The sequence below is a fragment of the Mesorhizobium sp. B2-3-12 genome (assembly GCF_006442205.1).
GTDB lineage: Bacteria > Pseudomonadota > Alphaproteobacteria > Rhizobiales > Rhizobiaceae > Mesorhizobium.
Genome location: NZ_VFVR01000013.1, coordinates 62972 through 87362, shown reverse-complemented (window position 1 = coordinate 87362; position 24391 = coordinate 62972). Strand labels below are relative to the sequence as shown.

The window sequence follows — 24391 nt, the reverse complement described above, 5'->3', positions numbered from 1 at the left end:
TAGTCGGACCGACCGCCGATCACGATCCTCCGGCACGCAGCAAAAGATCGAAATCCTTCCTGACCGTCCGCGACGTCTCCTTGAGGTGTGCTTCCAGCACCCCGAAATCCGGCAGGTCGGTGACCGCCAGAAGCAGATCCGAAAGCCCGGGGGGGACGTCGTCGCGTTCGAAAGGTCCGGTGAGGCAAAGCCGCGTCATCTGGGTCAGCGCCAGATAAAGGGCGAAAGCATCGCCCAGGTTCTGCCTGATCGCGGCATTGGCGAAACGTGGCGTCAGGCGAGACAGAATCTCGGCCGTACCGGTGGCGCGCGATCCGGCTTCGACCTGCCCGGTGATGACAGCCACCTGGGCGATGAATTCGAGATCGATCAGACCGCCCGGGATCAGCTTTATGTCCCACAGATCGCGGGGCGGCTTTTCCTGCTCGATCATGGCCCGCATTTCCGAGGCCTCGGCCCTTACCTTCGCCGCATCGCGCGGCTGGCCGAGCACCGCGGCAACTTCCGCCTCGACCTCGCCGCACAGGCCGGCGTCACCGGCAATCGGCCGCGCCCGCGACAGGGCCATGTGTTCCCACGTCCATGCCTCCTGGCGCTGGTATTTCTTGAAGGCATCGATATGGGTGGCGACCGGTCCCTTGTTGCCGGACGGCCGCAGACGCAGGTCGAGTTCGTAAAGCACCCCTTCCGCCGTCGGCGCCGATACCGCCGATATCAGCCGCTGCGTCATGCGGGTGTAATAGTGCGACGGCGCCAGCGGTTTGTCGCCATCGGAATCCTCGGCGTCCGAATCGTGGTCGTAGAGCAGGATGAGATCGACATCCGACCCGGCGGTCAATTCGCGACTGCCGAGCTTGCCCATGCCGAGCAGCGAAACCACCCCCCCGGCGATCGTGCCGTGGCGCACGGCGAATTCAGCAGTCACCGCTTGCAGCGCCGCCGCGATGGTCAGGTCCGCCAGATCGGAGAAAGCGCGGCCGGCGCGAGCCGGATCGATCGAGCCCGCGAGAAGGCGCACACCGATCAGGAATTTCTGCTCGGATGCAAATATGCGCAGCCGGTCGAGCACGTCCTCATAAGCCCTGTCGCCTTCGAGGAAGGCGGAAAGCCGCGCCGCGAGATAGGCGCGATCGGGGAGCTCGGTCAGCAATGCCGGGTCGAGCAGGCCATCGAAGACATGCGGCCGGCGGGTGATGATCGCCGCCAGCCGGGGCGCCGCACCCATGATCGTCGCCAAAAGCTTAAGCAGTGCGGGGTTCGACTGCAGCAGCGAAAACAGCTGGATGCCGGCCGGCAAGCCGGCGAGGAACTCGTCGAAACGGACCAGCGCCTCGTCGGCCCGACGCGTCTGGCCAAAGGCCTTGAGCAGAGCGGGGGTCAGTTCCGTCAAACGCTCGCGCGCCTCGGCAGACTGGGTGACGCGATAGCGGCCGAAATGCCAGCCGCGGATGACACGGCAGATATCGCTTGGCCGCTGAAAGCCGAGACCGTGCAGGGTCTGCAGCGTGTCCGGGTCGTCAACGTCGCCGGTGAAGACCAGATTGCCGATCCCGGCCGAAAGCTCCGGCGCGGTTTCGAACAGCGCGGCATAGTGGCGCTCGACCTGCTGCAGCGAAGCACGGAACGCGCTGGCAAAAGCGGGCGCGTCGGCAAAGCCCAGCATGCGGGCGATGCGCTCCAGCCCTTCATCGTCTTCCGGCAGCGTGTGCGTCTGCTCGTCGGCCACCATCTGGATGGCGTGCTCGACCCGGCGCAGGAACCAATACTGGTCGGCGAGCGCGTCACGCGCGTCCGATGTGATCCAGCCTCGGGCCGCGAGTTGACCGAGCATCGGCACTGTCTCGCGGCCGCGCAGCTCCGGGAAGCGGCCGCCGGCGATCAGTTGCTGGGTCTGGACGAAGAACTCGATCTCGCGGATGCCGCCGCGCCCAAGCTTGACGTTGTGACCCTTCACCGCGATCTCGCCATGGCCCTTATGGGCGTGGATCTGGCGCTTGATCGAATGGACGTCGGCAATCGCGGCGTAGTCCATGTATTTGCGCCAGATATAGGGCTGGAGCTCCCTGAGAAAGGCGTCGCCAGCGGCGAGATCGCCCGCCACAGGGCGCGCCTTGATCATCGCGGCGCGTTCCCAGTTCTGGCCGCGCGCCTCGTAGTAGCGCAGCGCGGCTTCAACCGGAATCGCCAGCGGCGTCGAGCCGGGATCGGGACGCAACCTCAGATCGGTGCGGAAGACATAGCCGTGCTCGGTGCGATCCTGCAGGATGCGAACCAGCCGGCGCGTCAGGCGTGAGAACAGGTCGGTGGCATCGAGAGGATCGACCACGGCGGGCGCTTCCGGGTCGAAGAACACGACGAGGTCGATGTCGGAAGAGAAATTCAGCTCATGCGCGCCGAGCTTGCCCATGCCGAGCAGGACCCAGCCCGATCGATGCGACGGGTGGTCGAGGTCCGGCAATTTGAGCTTGCCCTGGCCGTGCGCGTCGCGCAGCAGGAAATCGACGGCCGCGCGGGTGCAGGCGTCGGCGAGGTCGCTCAACCGCCTGACGGTCAGCGAGGTTTCGGCCTCGCCCGAGAGGTCGGCGAGCGCCATCAGGAAATGCGCCTCGGCCTTATGGTTGCGCAGCTCCATCATCAGGCTGGATTCCGAAACCGTTTCGGCCAGCGGCGCCTGGTCGATCGCGGCGGTGATCGCCTCCAGGCGGGCCTCGATCGGCAGGTCGAACAGCCCGTCGAGGAGTTGCGGCCGGCGGCGCGCCGTATCGCGCAGGAACGGCGAAAGGTCAAAGACGGCGGCCAGGAAATCCTGCGCCGCCCCCTTGCCGGCCAGGAATTTGGCCGCCCGCGTCAGCCCCTCTTCGCGCGTCACAGCCGCGATTTCGGACAGTTCCTGTCGTGCCCGGGCCTGGTCGAGTGGAGCAAGCTGGGTTTCCAGGCTCAGCAACCAGTCCTTCTTGCTCACCCTGGCAACGGCCGCCATCAGTGGTCCTCCCGTGCGGGGAAACTCATGACCACGGATAGTCCGGGATTGCCGGGCAACAGGTCAAGCCGGCCATAATGGAATGTCATGACCGCCTTGGCGAGGCTTAGGCCAAGGCCGGAACCGGGTTGCGAACGGCTCTTTTCCAGCCGCACGAACCGTTCCGTCGCCCGGGCGCGATCGGCATCGTCGGGGATGCCCTGGCCATTGTCCATGACGGAAAGCCTGATCTCGCCACGCGTGCGTTCGATCGCCACGCGGACCGCCGGCTTGGACGTGGAATCGGTCGAGTATTTGATCGCATTGTCGACGATGTTGGAGAGCGCCTGGCCGATCAGCTCGCGGTTGCCGTTCACGACAAAAGCGCCGTTCACCTCGGCATCCAGCGACACGCCGGCCTCCTCGGCCACCGGCTCGTAGAGTTCGACGACGTCTCGCACGGCGGCCGCCAGATCGACGCGATTGGTATGCTCGGAAGAATACCCGGCCTCCAGCCGGGAGATCATCAGGATGGCGTTGAAGGTCTTTATAAGCTGGTCGGACTCCGTGATGGTGCCTTCCAGCGCCTGCCGATAGTCCGATGTCTTCTGCTTGCCCGAAAGGGTCGCCTCGGCCCGATTGCGCAGCCGGGTCAGCGGCGTCTTCAAATCATGCGCGATATTGTCGGAAACCTGCTTCAGGCCCTCGTTGAGCGTCGCGATCCTGGCCAGCATGGCATTGAGGTTTTCCGAGAGCCGGTCGAACTCGTCGCCGGCGCCGGTCACCGGCAGCCGGCCGGAGAGATCGCCGCCCATGATACGGCGGCTCGCCTCCGACACGCTGTCGATACGCTTCAGCGCCGCACGGCCGACAAAGAACCAGATCAGAAGGCCGCCCAGTCCCATCATGCCGAGCGCCAGCATCAGCGAACGGCGGATGACGGCGCGGAACCGCTCCGGTTCGCCGAGATCGCGGCCGACCAGCATGATCATCTGGTTTGGCAGGCGCAGCACGAGGGCAATGGCGTTGTGACCCTTCTCGCCCTGCGCCTGCGTTTCGCTCTGGTCGGATTGCGCGGTCCCCTTGTCGGCGGGCAAGTTGCGCAGACGATCGAGTTCCCCCTCGCCAAAGCGCTGGTAGGAAAAAGGGCTGGTGGTCCAGCCTTCGTTGTCGAGAACGCCCGGCTCCAGGCTCTGCACGTTACCGGTCAGGATCTGGCCGTTGGCATCGGCGATCAGATAGAGGTTGGCGCCGGGCTGGCGTGAGCGGGCCTCAACCACGCGGACCAATACCGGCAGGCCACCGCGTTGATAGGCACGGGCAAGACCGAGCACCTCGTCATTGATGGTTTCCTGCGTCTGCCCGGTCAGCATACGCGCCGAGAGCGAGGTCATGTAGAGGACAAGCAGCACCGCGCAAAGCGCGAAGAGCAGGAGATAAAGCGCCGAAAGCCGCGCGGCCGTCGTCCTCATGATGGCGGGCACGGAAAGCGCCATGCTGTCGCCTAGCCGCCCTTCAGCATGTAGCCGGCGCCGCGAATCGTATGCAGGATCGGCTTGTCGAAGCCCTTTTCGATCTTGCCGCGGAGCCGCGAGACGTGGACATCGATGACATTTGTCTGCGGATCGAAATGATAATCCCAGACATTTTCGAGCAGCATGGTGCGCGTCACCACCTGGCCGGCATGGCGCATGAGATATTCCAGCAGGCGGAATTCGCGCGGCTGCAGCGTGATCTCACGCGCCGCACGGCGGACAGAATGCGACAACCTGTCGAGTTCGAGGTCGCCGACCCGGTAGACGGTTTCTGCCTCCTTGGCACTGGCGCGCCGGTTCAGCACTTCGACGCGAGCCAGGAGCTCGGAAAAAGCATAGGGCTTGGTCAGATAATCGTCGCCGCCGGCGCGCAGACCGGTGACCCTGTCATCGACCTCGCCCAGCGCCGAGAGAATGAGCACCGGCGTCGTGTTGCCCCTGGAGCGCAGGGCGACAATGACCGACAGGCCGTCGCGGCGCGGCATCATCCGGTCGATAACCATCACGTCATAGTCACCCGCGTCGGCAAGCGCGAAGCCGGTCTCGCCATCACCCGCGACATGCGCGGTATGACCGGCTTCGGTGAAGGCTTTCTGCAGATAATCCGCGGCCTCGCGATCGTCTTCCATGACGAGAATCTTCATATGGCCGTTATACGCGATTTCGCTGGAAGGTTGAGTAGCCGGCATCTGCATTTTAGCCTTTGCCAAAGCGCTTCTCGATCAAGATGATCGAGGGCGTGCGTGATAAAATCTTTGTTGCGTGGCGTCGTTACGCCGAAAATTCCAGGTCACCGTCATCTCGTTACCCGGCAATCGCCGTGCCTACCGGCATTCGGGCCCGAGGGCGTGATGTGGCAGCCATATCCGGTGCGCGGCAGCGGGCGATGGAAAGCCCGCTGCCGCTGAAGAAGTGCGCGATGACTGACTAACGCGCGCTCCTTCTTGCTTTCCCATGCGGCGACTCGGGGGTGTTGAAACCGCCGCATTGGAAAAGTCGTCTCAGCCCTTGGCGACCGGCAGCGCGACGAAACGGTTGTTGTCGTCACGGGTAATCTGCATCAGCACGGCCTTGCGCCCGGATTTGACGGCATCGGCCATGGCCTTGGTGACGTCTTCGGTGCCGTTGACCTCGGCCGAGTTGACCGATGTGATGACATCGCCCGGCTGAATGCCGCGATCGGCGGCGGCGCTGTCGGGGTCGACGTCGGTGACCACCAGTCCCTTGCCGTTTTCGGACTTGGTGACGGTGAGGCCGAGATCGGCCAGCGTGTCCGGCTTTGCCGGGGCGGCGGGTTGCTGCTGCTGGTCGCCCGACGCCTGCTTGTCGCTGGCGGGCAGCTTGCCGAGATCGACCTTGATGGTCTGGCTCTTGCCGTCGCGCCACACGGTGACATCGACCGACTTGCCGGGCGAATAGGCCCCGATGAGGCGGGCGAGTTCCTTCGGCGAGGCAACGTCCTTGCCGTCGACCTGGGTGATCACGTCGCCGGCTGCTATGCCGGCCTTCTTGCCGGGGCCTTCATCCTGGGCGCTGGACACCAATGCTCCGTTGTTGGACTTCAGACCGAGCGATTCGGCGATGTCCGAGGTGACCGGCTGGATTTCGACACCGAGCCAGCCGCGCTGCACGGCACCACTCTTCATCAGGTCCCCGACGACCTGCTTGGCCGTGGATGCCGGAATGTCGAAGGCGATGCCGACACTGCCACCGGAAGGCGAGAAAATGGCGGTGTTGATGCCGACCACCTGGCCGTTGAGGTTGAAGGTCGGGCCACCCGAATTGCCGCGGTTGACCGAGGCGTCGATCTGCAAGAAATCGTCATAGGGGCCGGCGCCGATGTCGCGGCCGCGCGCCGAGACGATGCCGGCGGTGACGGTGCCGCCGAGACCGAACGGATTGCCGACAGCCACGACCCAGTCGCCGACACGAACCTTGGAATCGTCGGCGAAGTCGACATAGGTGAACTTGCCGCCACCGTCGACCTTGAGCACGGCGAGGTCGGTGCGCGGATCGGTGCCGACCAGCTTGGCGTCGAGTTCCTTGCCGTCATTGGTCACCACGGTGAAGGCGGTGCCTTCTTCGACGACGTGGTTGTTGGTAACGAGATAACCGTCCTCGGAAATGAAGAAGCCGGAGCCTTGCGCCACCGGACGCGGCTGGTCGTTGTTGCGGTCGCGGTGACCGAAGCGGCGGTGACCTTCATCATTCTGGCCACCCTGGTCGCCAAAGCCACGGAACTCCTTGAAGAAGCGGCGCAACTGCGGATTGTTGGGAAGATTGTCGAGGCCGTCCTGATCATCGGAGCCGTCATCGGCGGTCGGCTGGATCTTGGCCTTAACCTTGACGCTGACCACGGCGGGCGAAACGCGCTCGACGACATCGGCGAAGCCCGGAACCTGCGGCGCCTCGACGCGTACGGCATCGGCCAGAACGGGGCTGGTTCCGCTGGTCAGCGCGCCAACGCCGATCGCGCCGGCGACGGCGACGGACGCGACGGCCGCCAGAAGACGCTTGCGGGTGCGGGAATATGAATTGGGGGCGATATTCATGGGTTCGTATCCTCTTTCGAAGGGACGCGCCTTGATCGGCATCCTCAGGGAACGAGAATTAGAGCGGCGCACATTACACCGCCATTTCCGGTGCATGAAACTTTGGTAATGTTTGTCGTAGCAGCGAGGTCGCACGAATCCTTGGTCGCAGCCGGCGATTGCATCATGTTGTACACAAATCAGCACAAGGCTTTCATCATGACGGCAAGCACTACGATGACAATTCGCGTTTCGCCAGAAACCAAGGTGAATCTGGAGCGGATCGCCGCCGACACCCGTCGCAGTAGGTCCTTCCTCGCGGCCGAGGCAGTGTCGGCCTATGTCGATCGCGAGCTTGAGATCATCGAAGGTGTCAAGCGTGGCATGGCTGACGCGGAGGCTGGCCATCTCGTCGCCCATGAAAAAGCCATGGCGGAAATCGACGCCATCATCGACGTAGTGGAAGCCAGACGCGCGGCCAGCGCGTGAAGCGGATCGTCACCTGGTCGCGGGACGCACTCGACGATATCAAAAGGCAGGTCGCGTTTATCGCGCAGGACAACCCGGCCGCGGCACGACGCCTGGCGGATCGCATTCGCGCCACGGGTCGGGGTCTTGGTGACATGGCGACTGGCCGTTCCGGTAGGGTAACCGGCACCTATGAAAAGCCGATCAGCCGCCTGCCCTAAATCATTGTCTATGAATTGAAGTCGATCTCAGGCCGTGAGAGCGTCGTTGTCTTGCATGTCACTCACACGTCGCGGGACTGGCCACCGGACGAATGGCCGGATTGATCGCCGAGCATCTTGTCCAGAGCGGCCTGCTCTTCGGCCGAAAGCGCTGCCGTTGCCGGAAGCCGGCGCGATCGGGTGCTGAGCACTATGAACACGCCACCGGCCAAAAGCAGGAGAACCGGCGTGCCCCACAGCAAAGCGTTGCGCAGATCGAAACGCGGCTTCAGCAGCACGAACTCGCCGTAGCGGGAGACCACATAGTCCATCACCTGCTTGTCGGTATCGCCGGCAACGAGGCGCTGGCGCACCAGGATGCGCAGGTCGCGGGCGAGGTCGGCGTCGGATTCGTCGATCGACTGGTTCTGGCAGACCATGCAGCGCAAGCCCTCCGACAGCGCCCGCGCCCGCGCCTCCAGCGCCGGATCCGCCAGCATCTCGTCAGGCTTGACGGCCAGCGCCGTGCCGGCCACACCGAGCATCAGCATCAGGGCGAGCAACGAGGCGGACAGCCTTGCCTTCATGGCTGGCTCGCGTCTGCCACGGTCTGCTTGCGGCGGCGCGAAGGTGCACCGACCCGCAGCCGCCGGTCCATCAACGACATGGCCGCGCCCGCCATCATCACCAGACCGCCGCCCCAGATCAGCGTCACCAGCGGCTTCCACCAAAGTCGCACCACCACCGAGCCGTCCTTGCCCTCGTCGCCGAGGGAAATGTAGAGCTGGGAGAGGAAGATGGTCCTGATGCCGGACTCCGTCGTCGTCATCTGCCGCACCGGATAGAAGCGTTTGGCCGAACTGATTTCGCCGACAGGGCTGCCGCTGACGCCGATCAGCTCGAAACGGCCGCGATCCTCGCTGTAGTTCGGTCCCTGCGCGGGATAGAGCCCGACGAAACGCACCGTGTGGCCAGAGATTTCGACAGTTTCACCGGCATGCATGGAGAGGATCTTCTCCGTGCCGAAGCAGAGCGTGCCGACAATGCCGAGCACCGTCAGGCCGAGGCCAAGATGGGCGAAGGCGGTCCCGAAGACCGAGCGAGGCAGACCAACCAGGCGCCTGACCATGACCGGCACGGCGACATTGCCTACACCGGCCTTGACGGCGAGGTCGGTCAGCGCGCCAAGGATCAGCCAGACGGCAAGGCCGACGCCAAGCGCGGCAAGCACCGAAGCGCCATCGATGAACAAGGCCGTGACCAGCGTCGCCAGAAGAGCGGCCCCGAACGCCACCATCAGGCGCTGCGCGACGCCAAGGACATCGCCGCGCTTCCAGGCCAGCAGCGGTCCGAAAGGAACCACCACCAGCAGCGGCGCCATCAGCGGGGCGAAGGTGAGGTTGAAGAACGGCGCTCCGACCGAGATCTTGTCGGCCGAAAAAGCCTCGACCGCCAGCGGATAGAGCGTGCCGACCAGCACGGTGGCGGTCGCCGTGGTGAGGAACAGATTGTTGAGGACGAGCGCGCCTTCGCGCGAAACCGGATGGAACAGGCCGCCTGCCGTCAGCCTCGAGGCGCGCAGGGCAAACAATGCCAGCGAGCCGCCGATGAACAGCGTCAGGATGCACAGGATGAAGACGCCGCGCGTCGGATCGGTGGCAAAGGCGTGGACGGATGTCAGCACGCCCGAACGCACCAGGAAGGTACCGAGCAGCGACAACGAGAAGGTTAAAATGGCGAGCAGCAGCGTCCAGATCTTCAAGGCCGAGCGTTTTTCCATGACGATGGCCGAATGCAAAAGCGCGGTGCCCGCCAGCCACGGCATGAAGGACGCGTTTTCAACCGGATCCCAGAACCAGAAACCGCCCCAGCCGAGCTCGTAATAGGCCCAGTACGATCCCATCGCGATGCCGCCGGTCAGGAACATCCAGGCGACCAGCGTCCATGGCCGCACCCAGCGTGCCCAGGAGGCATCGATGCGCCCCTCGATGAGGGCGGCGACCGAGAACGAAAAGCAGATCGAGAAGCCGACATAGCCGAGATAGAGCAGCGGCGGATGAATGGCTAGGCCGAGATCCTGCAGGATCGGGTTGAGATCGCGGCCTTCGATGGGTGCCGGATTGAGCCGGATGAAGGGATTGGACGTCGCCAGGATGAACAGGAAGAAGGCAGCACCGATGGCGCCTTGCACGGCGAGCACGTTGGCGCGCAGCGTCGCCGGCAGGTTGGAGCCGAAAGCGGCGACAAGCGCGCCGAAGAAAGTCAGGATCAGCACCCAGAGCAGCATCGAACCTTCATGGTTGCCCCAGGTTCCGGTGATCTTGTAGATCAGCGGCTGCAGCGAATGCGAGTTCTCCCAGACATTGGCCAGCGAAAAATCGGAGCTCGCATAGGCGCTGGCAAGTGCCGCGAAGGACAGGGCCGTCAAGGCAAAACCGGTCACCGCGACGGGGCCGCCGACCGCCATCAGGCGCTGGTTGCTCAGCCGCGCGCCAAACAGCGGCACGATGGTCTGGACCAGCGAGAGCGCGAACGCCAGGACCAGGGCGAAATGTCCGGTTTCAACCATGGCTATTCACTCTTGCTCTCCTGCCAGACGCCCTTGGCCTTCAGACCGGCGGCAACTTCCTTGGGCATGTAACGCTCGTCGTGCTTGGCCAGCACGCTGTCGGCGACAAAAACGCCGTCGGGGCCGAAAGTGCCCTCGGTGATGACGCCCTGCTCTTCGCGGAAGAGATCGGGCAGGATGCCGGTATAGGTGACCTTGACCGATTTATGCGTATCGGTAACCGAAAAGGCGACTGTCGCACCCTGGCCGCGCTGGATGGTGCCTTTCTCGACCAAACCGCCGAGCCTGATGCGCTGGCCGGGCTGCACACTGGCGGTGGTCAGATCGGCCGGCATGTAGAAATAGGACGCTTTCTGACCGAGCGCGTAGAAGGTCAGGCCGGTGGCGGCGGCGAGGAAAGCCAGGCCGCCCACAATCACCGACAATCGTTTCTGCTTGCGCGTCATATCAGGCCTACTCCGTCGCCGTCAGGCCGATCGAGGCGGCAAAGGCGGTGAATTTCTTGGCTTCTTCGCTGCCGGGGCCAAAGACCGCAATGGCGCGACCCAGCGCATCGCGCGCCTGGTCAGCCTTGCCCAGCACGACATAGGAACGAACGAGCCGCATCCATCCTTCCGCGTCGCGTGGATTCTGGCGAAGTTTGTCGTCGAGCCCGGCGACCATGGTGTTGATCATGGCTTCCCTGTCCTGCGGCGACATGGAGGAAGCCGCGTCGACATCGGCGGCATCGGGGCCCTTCGTGGCCGCGTCGGAAGCGACTTCGGGGCCGCCGGATTTGGCCAATGCCTGTTCGATGGCGCCGCGCCACGGCGAATCCGGCGGCAGCTTAGCAAGCGTCGCCTGCCAGGCCGCGGTCGCTTCCTGGCCACGGCCCTCCTGCGCCAAGGCCATGGCCAGATAGAAGCTGGCTTTCGCATTGGCGGGGTCAAGCTTCAAGGCCGCCTCGAAGGCATCCTGGGCATCGGCCGAAACAATACCGCCCGCGGCACCGGCGATCGCCTCGCCGAGACCGGCCCGGCGGGCAGCACTGTCGCCGTCGAGGCGAATGGCGTTGCGGTAGGCCGCGACGGCGTCGGCGAAGCGCTGCATGCGCAGATAGACCGGTGCCAGCACGTCCCAGCCCCTTCCATCAGAAGGATTGGCGGCGAGATGGGCTTCGGCGCGCGCCACCAATTCGTCGACCGAACTGTCGGCGGGGTTCTTGGCCAGTCGCTCGCCGAGCGGCTGCGACGGCAAGTCAGGCGAGCCGATCTGGCTGTAGAGCCCCCAACTGACCAACGGGACCGCCAGCACGGCCACGGTCGCCACAAGCCTTGCCGTGACCGGCGCCGCCCTGCCGGACGTCTTGCCGGCCATATCCGCATTGCCAAGGCGAAGGATGCGGCGGGCGATCTCGGCGCGCGCCTCGGCCGCCTCAGCGGGCCGGATCATGCCGCGCGCGGCATCGCGGTCGAGTTCGGCCAGTTGGTCGCGATAGACTTCCAGATCGTGATCGCTGCTCGATGACGCACCCTTGGAGCCCCCGGCCAGCGGCAAAAGCACCGCCAGGCTGGCGCCCAGCGTGAGAATTGCGGCTATGACCCAGAACAGCATGGTTCTTCCAATAAAGGCAGAGCCCTGCCCTGCCAACATATCCATCCTGCGACGCTTTGACGGCAGGAGGCCGAATGTCGCCGACTGGCACCGGCCACCGGACCAGCCTCAGGTCAATGGCGTCCAACTGCCGTCGGCATTGCGGCAGGCTGTTCCGTGTGCCGTGGAACTGGCGCCGCCGCTGAACACCGTCTGCGTATACTGGCGGCAGTCCTGCGAACCGACGCGGTAGGGCTGGGCTGGAACGACCTCGCCATAGCGCGAAGCTTGATCGCCCTTCCACGTCACCTTCTGGCCGCTGGTGTTGTATTCGAGCGCCTTGTATTCGGCCTCGAGCGCGCTGCGCTTCTCGGTCTCGCTCAGGCCGTTGCCGATCGACCCGCCGATGAGGCCGCCCCCCATGGCGGAAATGATCGACTTGGTGACGACCTTGCCGCCCGCCGGCGGCGTCGAGGCCGGGGTAGCCGCCACGGTCGGCCCCTTGCCGCTCAAGGTGGTGCAGCCCGACACGGCCAGCAATGCGGAAAAAAGCGCGACGCGAATCTTCATGCCAACAACCGGTATTCTTGAGTTGGAGCCTGCCATGGATGCGCCGGGGGCCGCGTCATCTCAGCGTGGCCATAGTATTGATATTTGTCGGAAATTTGGCCGCCGCCGGCCAGTGCGTGGTCAATCGATATGCCGCCATAGCATGCGCGGCCATCGCTGTCGATTGGCCTGGGAACACGTCACTGAAGGCTCCGCAATCGCACCACTGCCCTCAATCCGCCCATGCCGGACCGTTCCAGCACCAGGCCGCCTCCATACTCGTTGACGAGGTCGGCGACAATGGCAAGGCCCAGCCCCGTTCCCGGTTTTGTCTCGTCCAGGCGCCGTCCGCGCTTCATGGCTTCGCGCGCCTTGTCCTCGGGAATCCCCGGGCCATCGTCCTCGATGCTGATCTCGAACAGGCTCTCATCCTTGCTGGCCAAGGGCACGACCGAGACCGCGACCGCACTCTTTGCCCATTTCATCGCATTCTCGAGAAGATTGCCAAGCAGTTCCTCGAGGTCCTCGCGTTCGCCGGCAAAGACGATCTCGGTGGCCGGCAGCGACAGCGACAGGCTGGTCCGAGGGTTGAGCTTCTGCAAGACCCGCACCATGCGCTGCACCAGCGGTGCCACCGGCGTGCGATAGACGACGCTGTCGCGCTGCGCCGCGACGCGGGCGCGCTGCAAATAGTGCTCGATCTGCTTTTGCATGGATGCGGCCTGCTCGGCGATCAACTGCCCCTTGGCGCCGCCAAGCGCCCGGCCCTCGTTGAGCAGAACGGCGAGCGGCGTCTTCAGCGAATGGGCGAGGTTGCCGACCTGGGTCCGCGAGCGTTCGACAATGCGTTTGTTGTTTTCAATCAGCGCGTTGGTTTCATTGGCCAACGGTTCGATCTCGGCCGGGAAGCGGCCGTCGAGCCTCTGCGCGGTGCCCTCGCGCACCATGGCGAGGGCGTTCCGGACCCTGCGCAACGGCTGCAGCCCGAGCAGGATAGCGATGGCGTTGATGGCGATCATGCCGATACCGAACAGGCTGAGATAGGTCAGCAAGCGGCGCTGGAACGTTCCTATTTCCTGCTCCAGCTCTGTCTTGTTGCCCATGACGCGGAAGCGCGCGGCGCGGTTCTTGGCATCGAGAACGAATTCGCTCTCGAACACGACCAGCTCTTCGCCATTGATGCCTTGCGCGGCATAGCTGCGCTGGAAATTGGCGTTGAAGGGAACGTCCGCCACATCGGGCGACGGGATGGTCCGGGTCATGGACGACGAGTGAAGATCGCCATGCACGCCTTCCGAGGCGGGCTCGACGGACCAGTACCAGCCCGAATTCGGCTCGGAGAAACGCAGGTCGCCAAGGTCGGGCGAGCCGGTCAGCGCACCGCCGTCGGAAACGCCGATCGAGCCGATCAGGTTGAACAGATGCGCCGACAGCAGGCTGTCGAAACCCCGCTCGCTGGCCTGGCGGTACAGCGTGGTGATCAGGGTGAAGATGACGACCAGCGTCAGGATCGCCCAAACCGTGGAAAAGGCGATGACGCGGAACGTCAGCGAGCGCGGCCACGCGCGCAGCGAAAGCCGTCCGCCCAAGGTTGGGTTGGTAGGGAGCGGTTCCGCCTTACGCCTCCGGCTCACGCATGCGGTAGCCCATGCCGCGCACGGTTTCGATCATGTCGATGCCCATCTTCTTGCGCAACCGCCCGACAAACACCTCGATGGTATTGGAATCGCGGTCGAAATCCTGATCGTAGAGATGCTCGACCAGCTCGGTGCGGGAGACGACCTCGCCCATATGGTGCATCAGATAGGCAAGCAGGCGGAATTCGTGCGAGGTCAATTTCAGCGGCACGCCGTCGACATCGGCCTTCGAAGCCTTGGTGTCGAGGCGCAGCGGCCCGCAGGTCAGTTCCGACGAAGCGTGGCCGGCGGCGCGGCGGATCAGCGCCCTGAGCCGCGCCAGCACCTCCTCGATGTGGAACGGCTTGGTGACGTAGTCGTCGGCGCCGGCATCGATGCCGGAGACCTTGTCGCTCCAGCGGTCGCGCGCCGTCAGGATCAGCACCGGCATCTTGCGGCCGCCGCGACGCCAGCGCTCGACCACGCTGATCCCATCCATCTGCGGCAGGCCGATGTCGAGCACCACGGCATCGTAAGGCTCGGTGTCGCCGAGGAAATGCCCCTCCTCACCATCGAAGGCACGGTCGACGACATAGCCGGCATCGACCAGCGCATCCGAAATCTGCCGGTTGAGATCCTTGTCATCCTCGACGACGAGTACGCGCATGCGGGGACCAATGCCTGTTGACCGAGGTTTCAGATATAGGCCGATTCCGCCGGCCTGGGAAACTGAGGGGAAGGCCGCGTCAGTTTTGCGGAACGACGATTTCGGAGCGGCGCGGACGCTGTCCGTCCTTGCCGGGCACCAGCACGACGATGACGCAGACCGGCTGGCCGCCGCGCGTCGATGCCGAGGCCTTGGCGAGCGTTCCGCCATTCTGCTCTGCCACCTGCTGACCGATCGCATAGCAGTCGGATGCGGCCAGGATGATCGGGCTGGGCTGGTCGGGCGCGATGACCGGCATCGCCATTGCCTGCGACGCAAACAGCCCGGCGGCACTAAGCGCCAGGGTCGCGGTTCGGAAATGAGAGCGAAGCGTTTTCATGTCCGGCGTTGTAACGCATCGGTGCTGAACGTGAAATGAACAGTGAACGGCCCTGAAACCATGCTCGCCACACCCCTGCAACGCAAGACAGACAATCTGGATTTCACCGCCCCACCGGTGAAACCCGCGAAACCCAGTCTAGACTCCGTTTCGACGATATTGAAAGCGCGTCAGGCGTTTTCCTGCGTCAACGCACGGAATCGTAGCAGACCATGATGGACAAGCAGTTCCTCATCGTAGCGCGCCTCGGTGAACTCCAGCGACAGCCGTGTCTGGCCGCGTGGGCCGACGACCAGGACCGCTCCGGCAAGCCGCGCCTTGATGGCGTCCATGATCGCCCGCGTCTCGGCCTCGCCATGCGCCTTCGACCAGACATGCAGCGTGATCAGTTGGTCGTCATTGTTCTCGGCGCCGGTGTCCCAGTCGAAGGCGGAGGTCTGGCCGGAAGTCACATAGGGAAAGGCGACGTTGCCAGTTGCCCGCTCGAGCAGCCCCGCGCCACCAAGCAGCGCCGACAGCGACGCATCGCTTTTCAACCTGAGGAACAGGGCCTGCTGCAAATCATCGGGCGCGGTCATCGTGCATTTCCTCAAGTCGTTGCGCCACCGACAGTGCTTTCCAAAGCCTGTCCATGTCCGCATCCCTTCCCAGATATAGCGGTTCGCCACGCGAAGACGATGGCGATTCGTCATCGGAATGATGAATGCCGATGATCTCGAAAATACGACTTGCCGACAATCTCGTCGGCAGGCGCGGTAGAGCCTGGCAAATGGACCATGGCGCGGCCTCCGATTGCCTGGTCACGTGATCCTGCCCCATATAGGCAGGTCCATACGATGGAATGTTCCTTGCCGGCTTGGCCGGACAGCGGCATGTTGCCGATTTTCGGAGCTGATCATGCTCGATCCAGAAAAGGCTCAAGCCGCGTCGCGTCTGCTGGTAGGTCATTGGGATGATGGCACCCATCTCGACGCCATACCCGAGGCGTTGCGGCCGAAGACACGGACCGAAGGCTATGCCATCCAGGCCCATGTCATGGATCGTTCGGCGGCGCCACTCTTCGGCTGGAAGATCGCGGCAACCAGCGTGGCCGGACAAAGACATATCAATGTCGACGGCCCGATGGCCGGGCGTCTGCTCGCCGAGAAGGCAGTCGGGGTCGGCGGGACCGTTTCACTCGATACGAGCAAGATGCGTGTCGCCGAGATCGAATTCGCTTTCCGGTTCGGCAGCCAGCTCCCGCCTCGCCCGGCACCTTATGAAATCGCCGAGGTGATGGACGCCGTGGCGACCTTGCACCCGGCGATCGAAATACCGGACTCTCGCTATGATGATTTCTGTGCTGTCGGGGCCCCGCAGCTCATCGCCGACAATGCCTGCGCCAATCTGTTTGTCATCGGCGAGCCCGTGGCGGAAGACTGGCGCGGCGTGAACCTCGCCGAACACAAGGTAACCGGTTTCGTTTCCGGCAAGTCGCGACACGAGGGCACCGGCGCGGCTGTATTGGGTGATCCTCGAATCGCGCTGACTTGGCTCGTCAATGAGCTGTCGGGCCTTGGCATAGCCGCCCAGCCAGGACAGGTGGTGATCACAGGTACTTGCGTGACGCCGATACGCGTCGAGGCTGGTGATGAAGTGATCGGCGATTTGGGCAAGTTTGGCCGCGTCTCGGTGCGGTTTGTTTAGAGCGGCTCAATCCCCCGGCGTAGCCGGACCACGAAGCTCCTCACCGCCAGAACCAGCACGGTGATGATGATCAGGATAACCGACAGGGCCGCGATGGCCGGGTCGATGTTGTCGCGCAGGCCCATCCACATCAGGCGCGGCAATGTGATGGCGTTGACCGAGGTGATGAACAGGGTGACGCCGATCTCTTCCCAGGAGAGCACGAAGGACAGCAGTGCCGCGGTGACGATGCCGAACTTGATGTTGGGCATGATGACGCGCGTGGCCCGCTCCCACACGCTTGCGCCGAGCCCGCGCGCGGCAAGGTCGATGCGCCGGTCGAGCTGGCTGAGCGAGACCAGGATCAGCACGGTCGCGAATGGCACCGTCATCACCGAATGCGCCATGGCGACGCCGAGCCAGGTGTCGTAGCCAAAGAAGGAACTGACGCGCGAGATCGAGGTGAGCAGGAAGTAGAGCGTCACCGCCGAGACCACGGGAGGCACCACCATCGGCAACAGCACGAAGCCGACAAGGGTCGCGGTGAAGCGTGGCTGAAACATCCAGACGCCGAGGCTGAAGCAGAGCGCCAGCACGGTGGAAATGGCGCTGCTGACGACGCCGATCCGGACCGAAAGCAGGATCGACTGGAGCCAGCGCGGATCCTCGATCAGCGAACGATAATGGCGCAGCGACAATTCACCCGTCGGCATTGCCAGCATGCGGCTCGGCGTCAGCGAGACCGGAATGACGGCCAGCAGCGGCAGCAGCAAGAACAGCGCCACCAGCACGGCGAGGATCAGCGAGACGGGACCGGGGCGATAGGTCGGCATCGCGCTACACCAGGTGCTTCGGTTTGACGTGACGGAAGAGCAGCGCCATCAGGGCGCCGACAAAGACCACCAGCACGACGCTGATCGCGGCCCCCAGCCCCCAGTCCGGGCTCTGGAATATCCGGAGATAGATCAATTCGGCGATCATCACGCTGCGGCCGCCGCCGAGAATCGCCGGCGTGACGAAGAAGCCGAGCGAGAAGACGAAGACGATCATCGCCGAACCGATGATGCCGGAGCGCGTCATCGGCACGAACACCGTCCAGAAGGTGCGCATGCGGCTGGAGCCCAGGCCGCGCGCGGCGAGCAGCACGCGCTCGTCCAGGCTGCGCATGGCCGACGCCAGCGGAAAGACGGCGAAAGGAATGAGGAAATGCGTCATGCCGACGATGACGCCGAATTCATTGCGCACCAGCGCCAGCGGTTCGGAAATGAAACCGATGGACTGCAGCCAGGTGTTGATCAGGCCGCGGTTGGACAAAAGCGCCACCCAGCCGAAGGCGCGCGTCAGCACCGAGATCCAGAACGGCACCAGGATGCAGAATTCGGCGATGAGGCGCTGTGCGGGGCTGCCGCGCACCCAGACGACGGTGATGGCATAGGCGGCGGCGACCGACACGACAGTGACGATGGCCGCTATGCGCAGGGTACGGATGAACACCGACTGCACCAGATCGTCGGTGAGCAGCGCCTGGTATTGGCCAAGCCCGGGCGTCGGCAAGGTGAAGCTCCACTTCACCACGCCGAGAAACGGCCAGGCATAGGCCAGGACGAGGAACAGGAGCAGCGGCGCCATCAACAGCGCCGCGCCCATCCTGTCGGAGAGGGTGCCTCTCATATCGGTCCGACTGTCCCGACCCGATCAGGCCGAGATGATCTTGGTGTATTCGTCGAGCGCCGGCCCGTAGTTCTTGGCGTACCAGTCCATGTCGAGCGCGATCTGCTTCTTCATGTTCTCGGGATCGACGGGGTTGATGCGCTTCTTGTCGGCGGGGATCAGCGCATCGGCCGCCGGATTGGCCGGACCCTGGCCGAGCTTGTCGAACATCACGAGCTGCTTTTCCGGATCTTGGGCGCTGGCGATGAACTTCATCGCCGCATCCTTGCCGCCCGGGTTGTTCTTGAGCACGGCCAGCGCGCCGGGCGAGATCAGGCCCTGATCCCAGATAAACTTGATCTTGCCGCCGGAATCCTGCTCGATCAGCGAGGCCCGCGTCGACCAGACGATCGCCATCGAGGCTTCGCCGTTGAGCAACACGCTCTGGCTCTCGGCACCGCCGCCCCAATAGGCAACGACGTTTTCCTTGAAGGCGGCGATCTTGTCATGCGCGCGCTTAAGATCCAGCGGGTAGAGCGAGGCCGGCGCGATGCCGTCGGCCAGAAGGGCCGCTTCCCAGCTCGACACGCCCCATTTGTAGAGCGAGCGCTTGCCAGGGAACTTCTTCACGTCGAAGAAATCGGCCATGCCGGTCGGCGCGTCCTTGCCGTATTTCTCGGAATCATAGGCGATGACATAGGAGAAGAAATAGGTCGAGGCGGCATAATCCCAGCCAAAGCCCGGCCGCATCTTCTTCTTGTCGACTATTGTGTAGTCTATCGGCTCGAGCATGCCTTGCGCGCCGAGCGTGATGGCCGAGAACGGGTCGACGTCGACCAGGTCCCAGGTCGGAGCGCCGCTCTTGGACTGCGCGGCGATGGCGCCTTCGGTCGGACCGGAGCCATCCATCTTGACGGTGATGCCGGTGTCCTTGGTGAAAGCCTGTCCATAGGCTGCGTCGTAAGCCGTGATGGCATCGCCGCCCCAGTTGACCAGCACCAGTTCCTTGGCTTGCGCGAAGGCGCCGGTCGAGCGCAGCAGCATCGGCGCGCCGGCAAGCACGAGTGCCGCGAGTTGCGTGAACTGGCGGCGCGAGATCTCGCCGCGCCTCGTCCTTTCGGACAGCGTTTCGATAGCCTGTTTCTTGGTGTCGTTCATGTCAGTTCCCCTTTGTTTTCGTTGATTTCAATCCGGAAGCCGGTGCGGCGGCTCAGGCCGCACCGGTGCTCATTGTCCTCCTTCCGGAAGGAGGAAACCCTTTTCAGCCGGCCATGTCAGCCAGACGGAATTGCCTTTGCTCAGCGCGGCCGCCGCAACCTCGTTGGGCACCGAGACGGTCACTTTGGCACCCTGTCGTGTCGTCAGGTCGAGCTTGGTCGCCGCCCCCAGATAGGTCGAGGCGATTGCCGTCGCGGCAATGCCGTTCTCTCCGGAGGCGGCCTCGCGCGCGATCGACATGTGTTCGGGCCGGATCGCCAGGATGGCGTCACCACGGACTTTCTCGGCCTTGCAGTGCATGCTGACCGCACGGTCCTCGCACAGGCCGGTCGAGCCGTGACCGGCGGGCTTGACCCCCTTCAGCGGCAGCATGTTGATTTCACCGAGGAACTCGGCGACGAAGCGATTGTCCGGCCGGTCGTAGACGTCGTCCGGTGCCCCGACCTGCAGCAATTTGCCATGATTGAAGATGGCGACGCGCGACGACAGCGCCAGCGCTTCGCTCTGGTCGTGGGTCACGAAGACGAAGGTGGTGCCGGTCTCCTGGTGCAGGCGCTTCATCTCGGCCTGCATCTGGCCACGCAGGCTCTTGTCCAGCGCCGAAAACGGCTCGTCGAGCAGGAGCACGCCCGGCTCGAACACCAGCGCGCGGGCAAGTGCGACGCGCTGCTGCTGGCCGCCGGAAAGCTGCGAGGGCAATTTCTTCTCGTGGCCGACCAGGCCGACGCGCTCGATCATCTCGCCGACGCGCTTCCTGATCTCGGTGGCCGATTTCTTGCGGACCTTGAGCGGGAAAGCGATGTTGGCCTCGACGCTCATATGCGGGAACAGCGCATAGCCTTGGAACACCATGCCGGCGGCGCGCTGTTCGGCCGGGCGGTCGGTGATATCGGTGCCGTCGCTGAAAAGCCTGCCCTCGGTCGGCTGCACGAAGCCGGCCAGGATCATCAGAAAGGTGGTCTTGCCCGAGCCGGAGGGGCCGAGCAGCGTCAGGAACTCGCCACGACCTATGTCGAGCGTCAGATTGTCCAGCGCACGGAACGAGCCGAAGCTCTTGCCGATCCCGATTGCCTTGATCTCTGCGGCCCGGCCGGGTTGCTGCATCCTGCCTCTATCCTTACCGTTCAGCCAAATCGTAGGCAGGGCCGAAGCTCACCGCAACCGAATAGTTTTCGCCTGATCGGCAAATTTGATTCATCTATGGAGGGCTGACGCCACCCTGCCTCTCAATAAGGCTGAATACGGTTCTCGGAGAGAGTCGACCTCAGCCATCCCGCGAACGCTTCCAGGACCGGGTGCGAGACCTTGGCGTGTTCGGAGACCAGAAAATAGGAGCGCGGCGATTTGATCGCGATGTCGAACGGCCTGACTAGACGGCCTTCGCTCAGCGCACGGCGGCTGGTCAGTTCATCACCCATGGCGATTCCCTGCCCGGCAATCGCCGCCGAGAAGACGAGGTTCATGTCGGAAAAGAAGATGCCACCTTCGGTGTCCGGGTTTTCGACCTTGGACAGCGCCAGCCAGCGCGCCCAATCCTCGGTGTCGTCGAGATGGAGCAGATTGGCGCGCAACACGTCCGCCGGCCGGGAAAAGCCGCCGACCTTGTTGAGCAGTGTCGGGCTGCAGAGTGGGGTGAACGAGATTTCGCACAACAACTCGGCCATGCGGTTCGGCCAATTGCCGACGCCGAAGGCGATGAAGGCGTCGGCATCGGCATTGCTGACATCGTCGAGCCGTCGGGGCGTCAGGATGCGCAGCGCCACATCGGGATACATCTGCCGGAACTCGCCTATATGGGTGCACAGGAACAGCGAGGCGAAGCCCGGTGTACAAGAGACGGCGAACGAGCCGCCGACGCCGGTGCCGGCATCACGCGTCACCGCGTCACCCAGCACGGTCAGCGCCTTGCGCACGTCGCTGGCATAGCGCTGGCCACGCGGGGTGAGCGCCACCCCCTTGCCGATGCGCTCCAGCAGATCGAAGCCGAGATCGCGCTCAAGCAGCCGCAATTGGTGGCTCACCGCGCTGCGGGTCAGGTGCAGTTCGTCGGCCGCGCGCCAGACGCTGCCATGCCTGGCGAAACTGTCGAGAGCGCGCAGCGCCTGTGTCGAAGGAATTCTCAAGGGGTGAACCGAATTTGCACGAACCGGGAAAACATATCACTTTTTGGCGAGCCGCTTCACTGCTTTCTTCTAGAGCATGGACAAACCGGTGACGACATCGGCGCAAGAGACGGCGCTCGCCTGCCTCGACGGCATCCAGCCACTGCTGTCGGCCTGGACACGCACCATCTTCGATTTCGGCGAGACCGCGTGGCGCGAATACCAATCGGCCGCCTGGTATGTCGATCGGCTCAAGCGCGAGGGATTTTCCGTCGAGGAAGGCTCGGGCGGCATGCCGACCGCCTTCTGCGCCCACTGGACGAATGGCGCCGGACCAACCGTCGGCATGTATGCCGAATATGATGCCGTGCCCGGCAATTGCCAGGACGCGGTGACGGTAAAGCAGCCTCGGCCTGGCCTTGGCGCAGAGGCCGGCGGCCACACCGATCCGCATTCGGGGCTTGGCATGGCAAGCCTCGGTGGCCTGCTCGCGACCAAGGCCGCCATGCAGCGCCACGACATTCAAGGCACGCTGCGCTTCACCGGTGAGCCGGCCGAAAAGGTGCGCGGCTCGAAACCTATCCACGCCGCCAAGGGCTATTATGACGGCCTTGCCGGCATGATCTCCTTCCATCCGTTCTACATGCTGCCGCTCTGCAATACGGCGCGCTGGGACACGCATTGCGGCGCGGCCTATGCGATGATCTATCGCTTCGTCTGCGACGAGCCTGAAAACTGGGTTCGCGCAGGCGACGGCGCACCGATCCCGCAGGCGCATTCGGCGGTCAGGGCACCGGGCGCCAACGATGCGCTGATGACCATGTACATGGCCTCCAAGGCACTGCGCGATTCCATGCTGCCGCATCAGGGAGGCTGGTCGATCAGCGAGGCGATCCTGACGGCCGGCCAGGCCACGGCCGACAATCTGCCGGCCGGCCTCGCCGAGATCCAGTACATGATCCGCGTGCCGACCATTGGGATGGCCGAACAGGTGACGGCGGTGCTCGACCGCAACGCCGCGGCCGCCGCCGCGATCAGCGGCTGCCGCCATGAGCGGCACTGGGTGTCGAAGTCGCGGCCGGGGCTGGCCAACCACGCCATGGCCGGGATTACCTACGAAGCCCTGTCGACGGTCGGGCCGCCACGCTGGGACGAGGCCGCCAGGACGATCGCGCGCGAGATTCAGGTCAATGCCGGAGGCACCGCGACCGAAAACCCGTTCATCGATGAACTGGAGCGGCTGATTGCCCCGCAAGAGGCCGAGGCGATCCTGCGCCGTGACCTGCCGCCTTCGCAGGTGAATTCCACCTCCGACGACTACACCGACATGAGTTGGCACGCGCCGACCGCGCGCTTCTATGTTGCCCGCCCAGCGCTGCGCTCGGCAAACGCCCACGCTTTTCCGGCATGGGTGATGAATGCACTGGGCGGCATTCCCGCGACGATCGATCCGATGGTTGTCTGCGCGGCCAAGACGGTCGCGCTGGCGGCGCTGCGCCTGCTCGAGGACAAGACCGCCCGCGACGAGGCGATGAGCGAGTTCACCACCCGGACCGGCGGCGGCGTCGGCGGCTCTGACTGGATCGCGCCGCTCTGCGACTACGAGCCGCCAATCAACTTCCGCTGGCCGGAATATGTCACCACGCCACGCGGGCGCGACTGGTGGATACCAAGCAATGCGCGACCGACCAACTCTTGAGAACAAGCCACGAGGAGAACCGCATGACCGTTCATGACCGCATCATCGCCGAGCCGTTTTCGCTGCAACGCCGCAACCCGGCCGGCGGCACCAAGCCGCTGACATCATGGGGCTTCGCCAACGAGACCGACGTCTTGACCGACGTGCTGCTCGGATCGCCGAATTTCCTGCGTCACCTCTCGACCAGCTCGCTGTCGCGAAAACATCTGCGCGAAGCGCCCTGCAACGTCCAGATCGCGCAGGCGCAGCACAAGGACCTGGTCGCCGCCTACGAGCATTTCGGCGTCAACATCCATTGGCACGAGCCGACGCCGGAGCTGCCGATGCAGGTCTATTCCCGTGATTCCAGCGTCATGACGCCTTATGGCGCCATCATCACCGCCATGGCCAACTGGTGGCGGCGCGGCGAGAATTACGCCGCCATCCGGACCTATGAAAAGCTCGGCATCCCGATCTACGACATGGTGACGGCCGGCACCTTCGAGGGCGGCGACTTCAACGTCATCGAGGATGGCGTGGTGCTGATCGGCTGCGGCGGCGCCCGCACGCAGGAGGAAGGCGCACGCCAGGTGCAGGCCTGGTTCGAGAAGGAGGGCTGGGAGACGCGCATTGCCTTCATCGACGAATATTACGTCCATATCGACCTGATGGTGGTGCCGATCGCCGAAAAGCTCACCGCCGTCTGCCTCGCCTGCACCGAACCCGGCATCGTCGACTGGCTGAAGGGCAAGGGCCACGAGATCATCGACGTGCCCTTCCAGGATACGATGGCGCTCGGCTGCAACTTCATGTCGCTCGGCAAGGACCGGGTGATCGCGCCGACGTCGAGCCAAGCGCTGATCGGCCAGCTCAAGGCGCGCGGTTTCGAGGTCGCGGCGGTCGACATGAGCGAAATCTCCAAGACCGGCGGCGGCATCCACTGCATGGCGCAGGCGCTGAAGCGCGAAGCGGCCTGATAGCCCGGGAGACTGCAAAACCACCCTCGTCCGGCGGATCGACAATCCGGCGGACG

22 protein-coding genes and 1 pseudogene are annotated in these 24391 nt (G+C 64.3%); 5 read left to right on the top strand and 18 right to left on the bottom strand.

Annotated features, from left to right (window positions below; translation table 11 throughout):
- Window positions 1-19 precede the first annotated feature (19 nt).
- The 4 genes from FJ948_RS27000 to FJ948_RS26985 form a co-directional block, all read right to left on the bottom strand.
- Complete coding sequence (locus FJ948_RS27000; protein ID WP_140709847.1) at window positions 20-2980, bottom strand: bifunctional [glutamine synthetase] adenylyltransferase/[glutamine synthetase]-adenylyl-L-tyrosine phosphorylase; 2961 nt, start codon at window positions 2978-2980, stop codon at window positions 20-22.
- The gene (locus tag FJ948_RS26995; RefSeq protein ID WP_140709845.1) at window positions 2980-4455 is read right to left on the bottom strand and encodes an ATP-binding protein; all 1476 of its coding nucleotides are present in this window, start codon (window positions 4453-4455) and stop codon (window positions 2980-2982) included. The genes FJ948_RS27000 and FJ948_RS26995 overlap by 1 nt, the downstream gene beginning before the upstream one ends.
- Before the next feature lie 8 nt (window positions 4456-4463).
- Window positions 4464-5138 (bottom strand): response regulator transcription factor, encoded by a 675-nt coding sequence (locus FJ948_RS26990; RefSeq protein ID WP_181173855.1) that lies wholly within the window; start codon window positions 5136-5138, stop codon window positions 4464-4466.
- 357 nt (window positions 5139-5495) lie between these two features.
- Window positions 5496-7046, bottom strand: a complete 1551-nt coding sequence (locus tag FJ948_RS26985; RefSeq protein WP_140709842.1) for a Do family serine endopeptidase — start codon at window positions 7044-7046, stop codon at window positions 5496-5498.
- A 198-nt stretch (window positions 7047-7244) separates the two neighbouring features.
- On the opposite strand from FJ948_RS26985, the gene FJ948_RS26980 reads away from it, so the two are divergent.
- Complete coding sequence (locus FJ948_RS26980; protein WP_140709841.1) at window positions 7245-7514, top strand: CopG family ribbon-helix-helix protein; 270 nt, start codon at window positions 7245-7247, stop codon at window positions 7512-7514.
- Window positions 7511-7819: pseudogene (locus FJ948_RS26975) on the top strand (type II toxin-antitoxin system RelE/ParE family toxin). Before FJ948_RS26980 ends, FJ948_RS26975 begins: the two are co-directional and overlap by 4 nt.
- Here the strand turns inward: FJ948_RS26975 and FJ948_RS26970 are convergent.
- From FJ948_RS26970 to FJ948_RS26930, 9 genes are all read right to left on the bottom strand, one after another.
- Window positions 7777-8280, bottom strand: coding sequence for a cytochrome c-type biogenesis protein (locus tag FJ948_RS26970; protein ID WP_140709840.1), 504 nt, complete (start codon window positions 8278-8280; stop codon window positions 7777-7779). The pseudogene FJ948_RS26975 and the gene FJ948_RS26970 overlap by 43 nt on opposite strands.
- Window positions 8277-10262 (bottom strand): heme lyase CcmF/NrfE family subunit, encoded by a 1986-nt coding sequence (locus tag FJ948_RS26965; protein WP_140709838.1) that lies wholly within the window; start codon window positions 10260-10262, stop codon window positions 8277-8279. Before FJ948_RS26965 ends, FJ948_RS26970 begins: the two co-directional genes overlap by 4 nt.
- Before the next feature lie 2 nt (window positions 10263-10264).
- On the bottom strand, window positions 10265-10708 hold the full coding sequence (gene ccmE, locus FJ948_RS26960; RefSeq protein WP_135883386.1) for a cytochrome c maturation protein CcmE: 444 nt from the start codon (window positions 10706-10708) through the stop codon (window positions 10265-10267).
- A gap of 7 nt (window positions 10709-10715) precedes the next feature.
- Window positions 10716-11855: a c-type cytochrome biogenesis protein CcmI gene (gene ccmI / locus FJ948_RS26955; RefSeq protein ID WP_140709837.1), complete on the bottom strand. Its 1140-nt coding sequence runs from the start codon at window positions 11853-11855 to the stop codon at window positions 10716-10718.
- A gap of 108 nt (window positions 11856-11963) precedes the next feature.
- A complete protein-coding gene (locus tag FJ948_RS26950; protein WP_140709835.1) occupies window positions 11964-12404 on the bottom strand; it encodes a hypothetical protein in 441 nt (146 codons plus the stop codon).
- A 179-nt stretch (window positions 12405-12583) separates the two neighbouring features.
- The gene (locus FJ948_RS26945) at window positions 12584-13972 is read right to left on the bottom strand and encodes an ATP-binding protein (protein ID WP_246677637.1); all 1389 of its coding nucleotides are present in this window, start codon (window positions 13970-13972) and stop codon (window positions 12584-12586) included.
- Between the two features lie 28 nt (window positions 13973-14000).
- Window positions 14001-14666: a response regulator transcription factor gene (locus FJ948_RS26940; protein ID WP_023812809.1), complete on the bottom strand. Its 666-nt coding sequence runs from the start codon at window positions 14664-14666 to the stop codon at window positions 14001-14003.
- Window positions 14667-14745: 79 nt separating this feature from the next.
- Window positions 14746-15045, bottom strand: coding sequence for a hypothetical protein (locus FJ948_RS26935; protein ID WP_140709831.1), 300 nt, complete (start codon window positions 15043-15045; stop codon window positions 14746-14748).
- Window positions 15046-15215: 170 nt separating this feature from the next.
- The gene (locus FJ948_RS26930; protein ID WP_140709830.1) at window positions 15216-15623 is read right to left on the bottom strand and encodes a DUF3168 domain-containing protein; all 408 of its coding nucleotides are present in this window, start codon (window positions 15621-15623) and stop codon (window positions 15216-15218) included.
- A gap of 319 nt (window positions 15624-15942) precedes the next feature.
- Between FJ948_RS26930 and FJ948_RS26925 the strand changes: the two genes are divergently transcribed.
- Complete coding sequence (locus tag FJ948_RS26925) at window positions 15943-16731, top strand: fumarylacetoacetate hydrolase family protein (protein WP_140709829.1); 789 nt, start codon at window positions 15943-15945, stop codon at window positions 16729-16731.
- Here FJ948_RS26925 and FJ948_RS26920 read toward each other — a convergent pair.
- The 5 genes from FJ948_RS26920 to FJ948_RS26900 all read right to left on the bottom strand — a co-directional run bounded on the left by FJ948_RS26920 (window position 16728) and on the right by FJ948_RS26900 (window position 21701).
- Entirely contained in the window at window positions 16728-17543 is an 816-nt protein-coding gene (locus tag FJ948_RS26920; protein ID WP_140709827.1) for an ABC transporter permease, read from the bottom strand. The two genes, FJ948_RS26925 and FJ948_RS26920, sit on opposite strands and share 4 nt — an antisense overlap.
- 4 nt (window positions 17544-17547) lie before the next feature.
- Window positions 17548-18381 (bottom strand): ABC transporter permease, encoded by an 834-nt coding sequence (locus FJ948_RS26915; protein ID WP_140709825.1) that lies wholly within the window; start codon window positions 18379-18381, stop codon window positions 17548-17550.
- A gap of 24 nt (window positions 18382-18405) precedes the next feature.
- Window positions 18406-19518 carry an ABC transporter substrate-binding protein gene (locus FJ948_RS26910; protein ID WP_140709824.1) on the bottom strand — a complete coding sequence of 371 codons (1113 nt, stop codon included), beginning with the start codon at window positions 19516-19518 and terminating at the stop codon, window positions 18406-18408.
- Window positions 19519-19587: 69 nt separating this feature from the next.
- Window positions 19588-20682: an ABC transporter ATP-binding protein gene (locus FJ948_RS26905; protein WP_140709823.1), complete on the bottom strand. Its 1095-nt coding sequence runs from the start codon at window positions 20680-20682 to the stop codon at window positions 19588-19590.
- A 122-nt stretch (window positions 20683-20804) separates the two neighbouring features.
- Window positions 20805-21701, bottom strand: coding sequence for a LysR substrate-binding domain-containing protein (locus tag FJ948_RS26900; protein WP_140709822.1), 897 nt, complete (start codon window positions 21699-21701; stop codon window positions 20805-20807).
- Window positions 21702-21777: 76 nt separating this feature from the next.
- Here FJ948_RS26900 and FJ948_RS26895 point away from each other — a divergent pair, with 76 nt between their 5' ends.
- Both FJ948_RS26895 and FJ948_RS26890 read left to right on the top strand, forming a co-directional pair.
- Complete coding sequence (locus FJ948_RS26895; protein ID WP_181173854.1) at window positions 21778-23379, top strand: amidohydrolase; 1602 nt, start codon at window positions 21778-21780, stop codon at window positions 23377-23379.
- A gap of 23 nt (window positions 23380-23402) precedes the next feature.
- Window positions 23403-24335: a dimethylarginine dimethylaminohydrolase family protein gene (locus FJ948_RS26890; protein WP_140709820.1), complete on the top strand. Its 933-nt coding sequence runs from the start codon at window positions 23403-23405 to the stop codon at window positions 24333-24335.
- Window positions 24336-24391 lie beyond the last annotated feature (56 nt).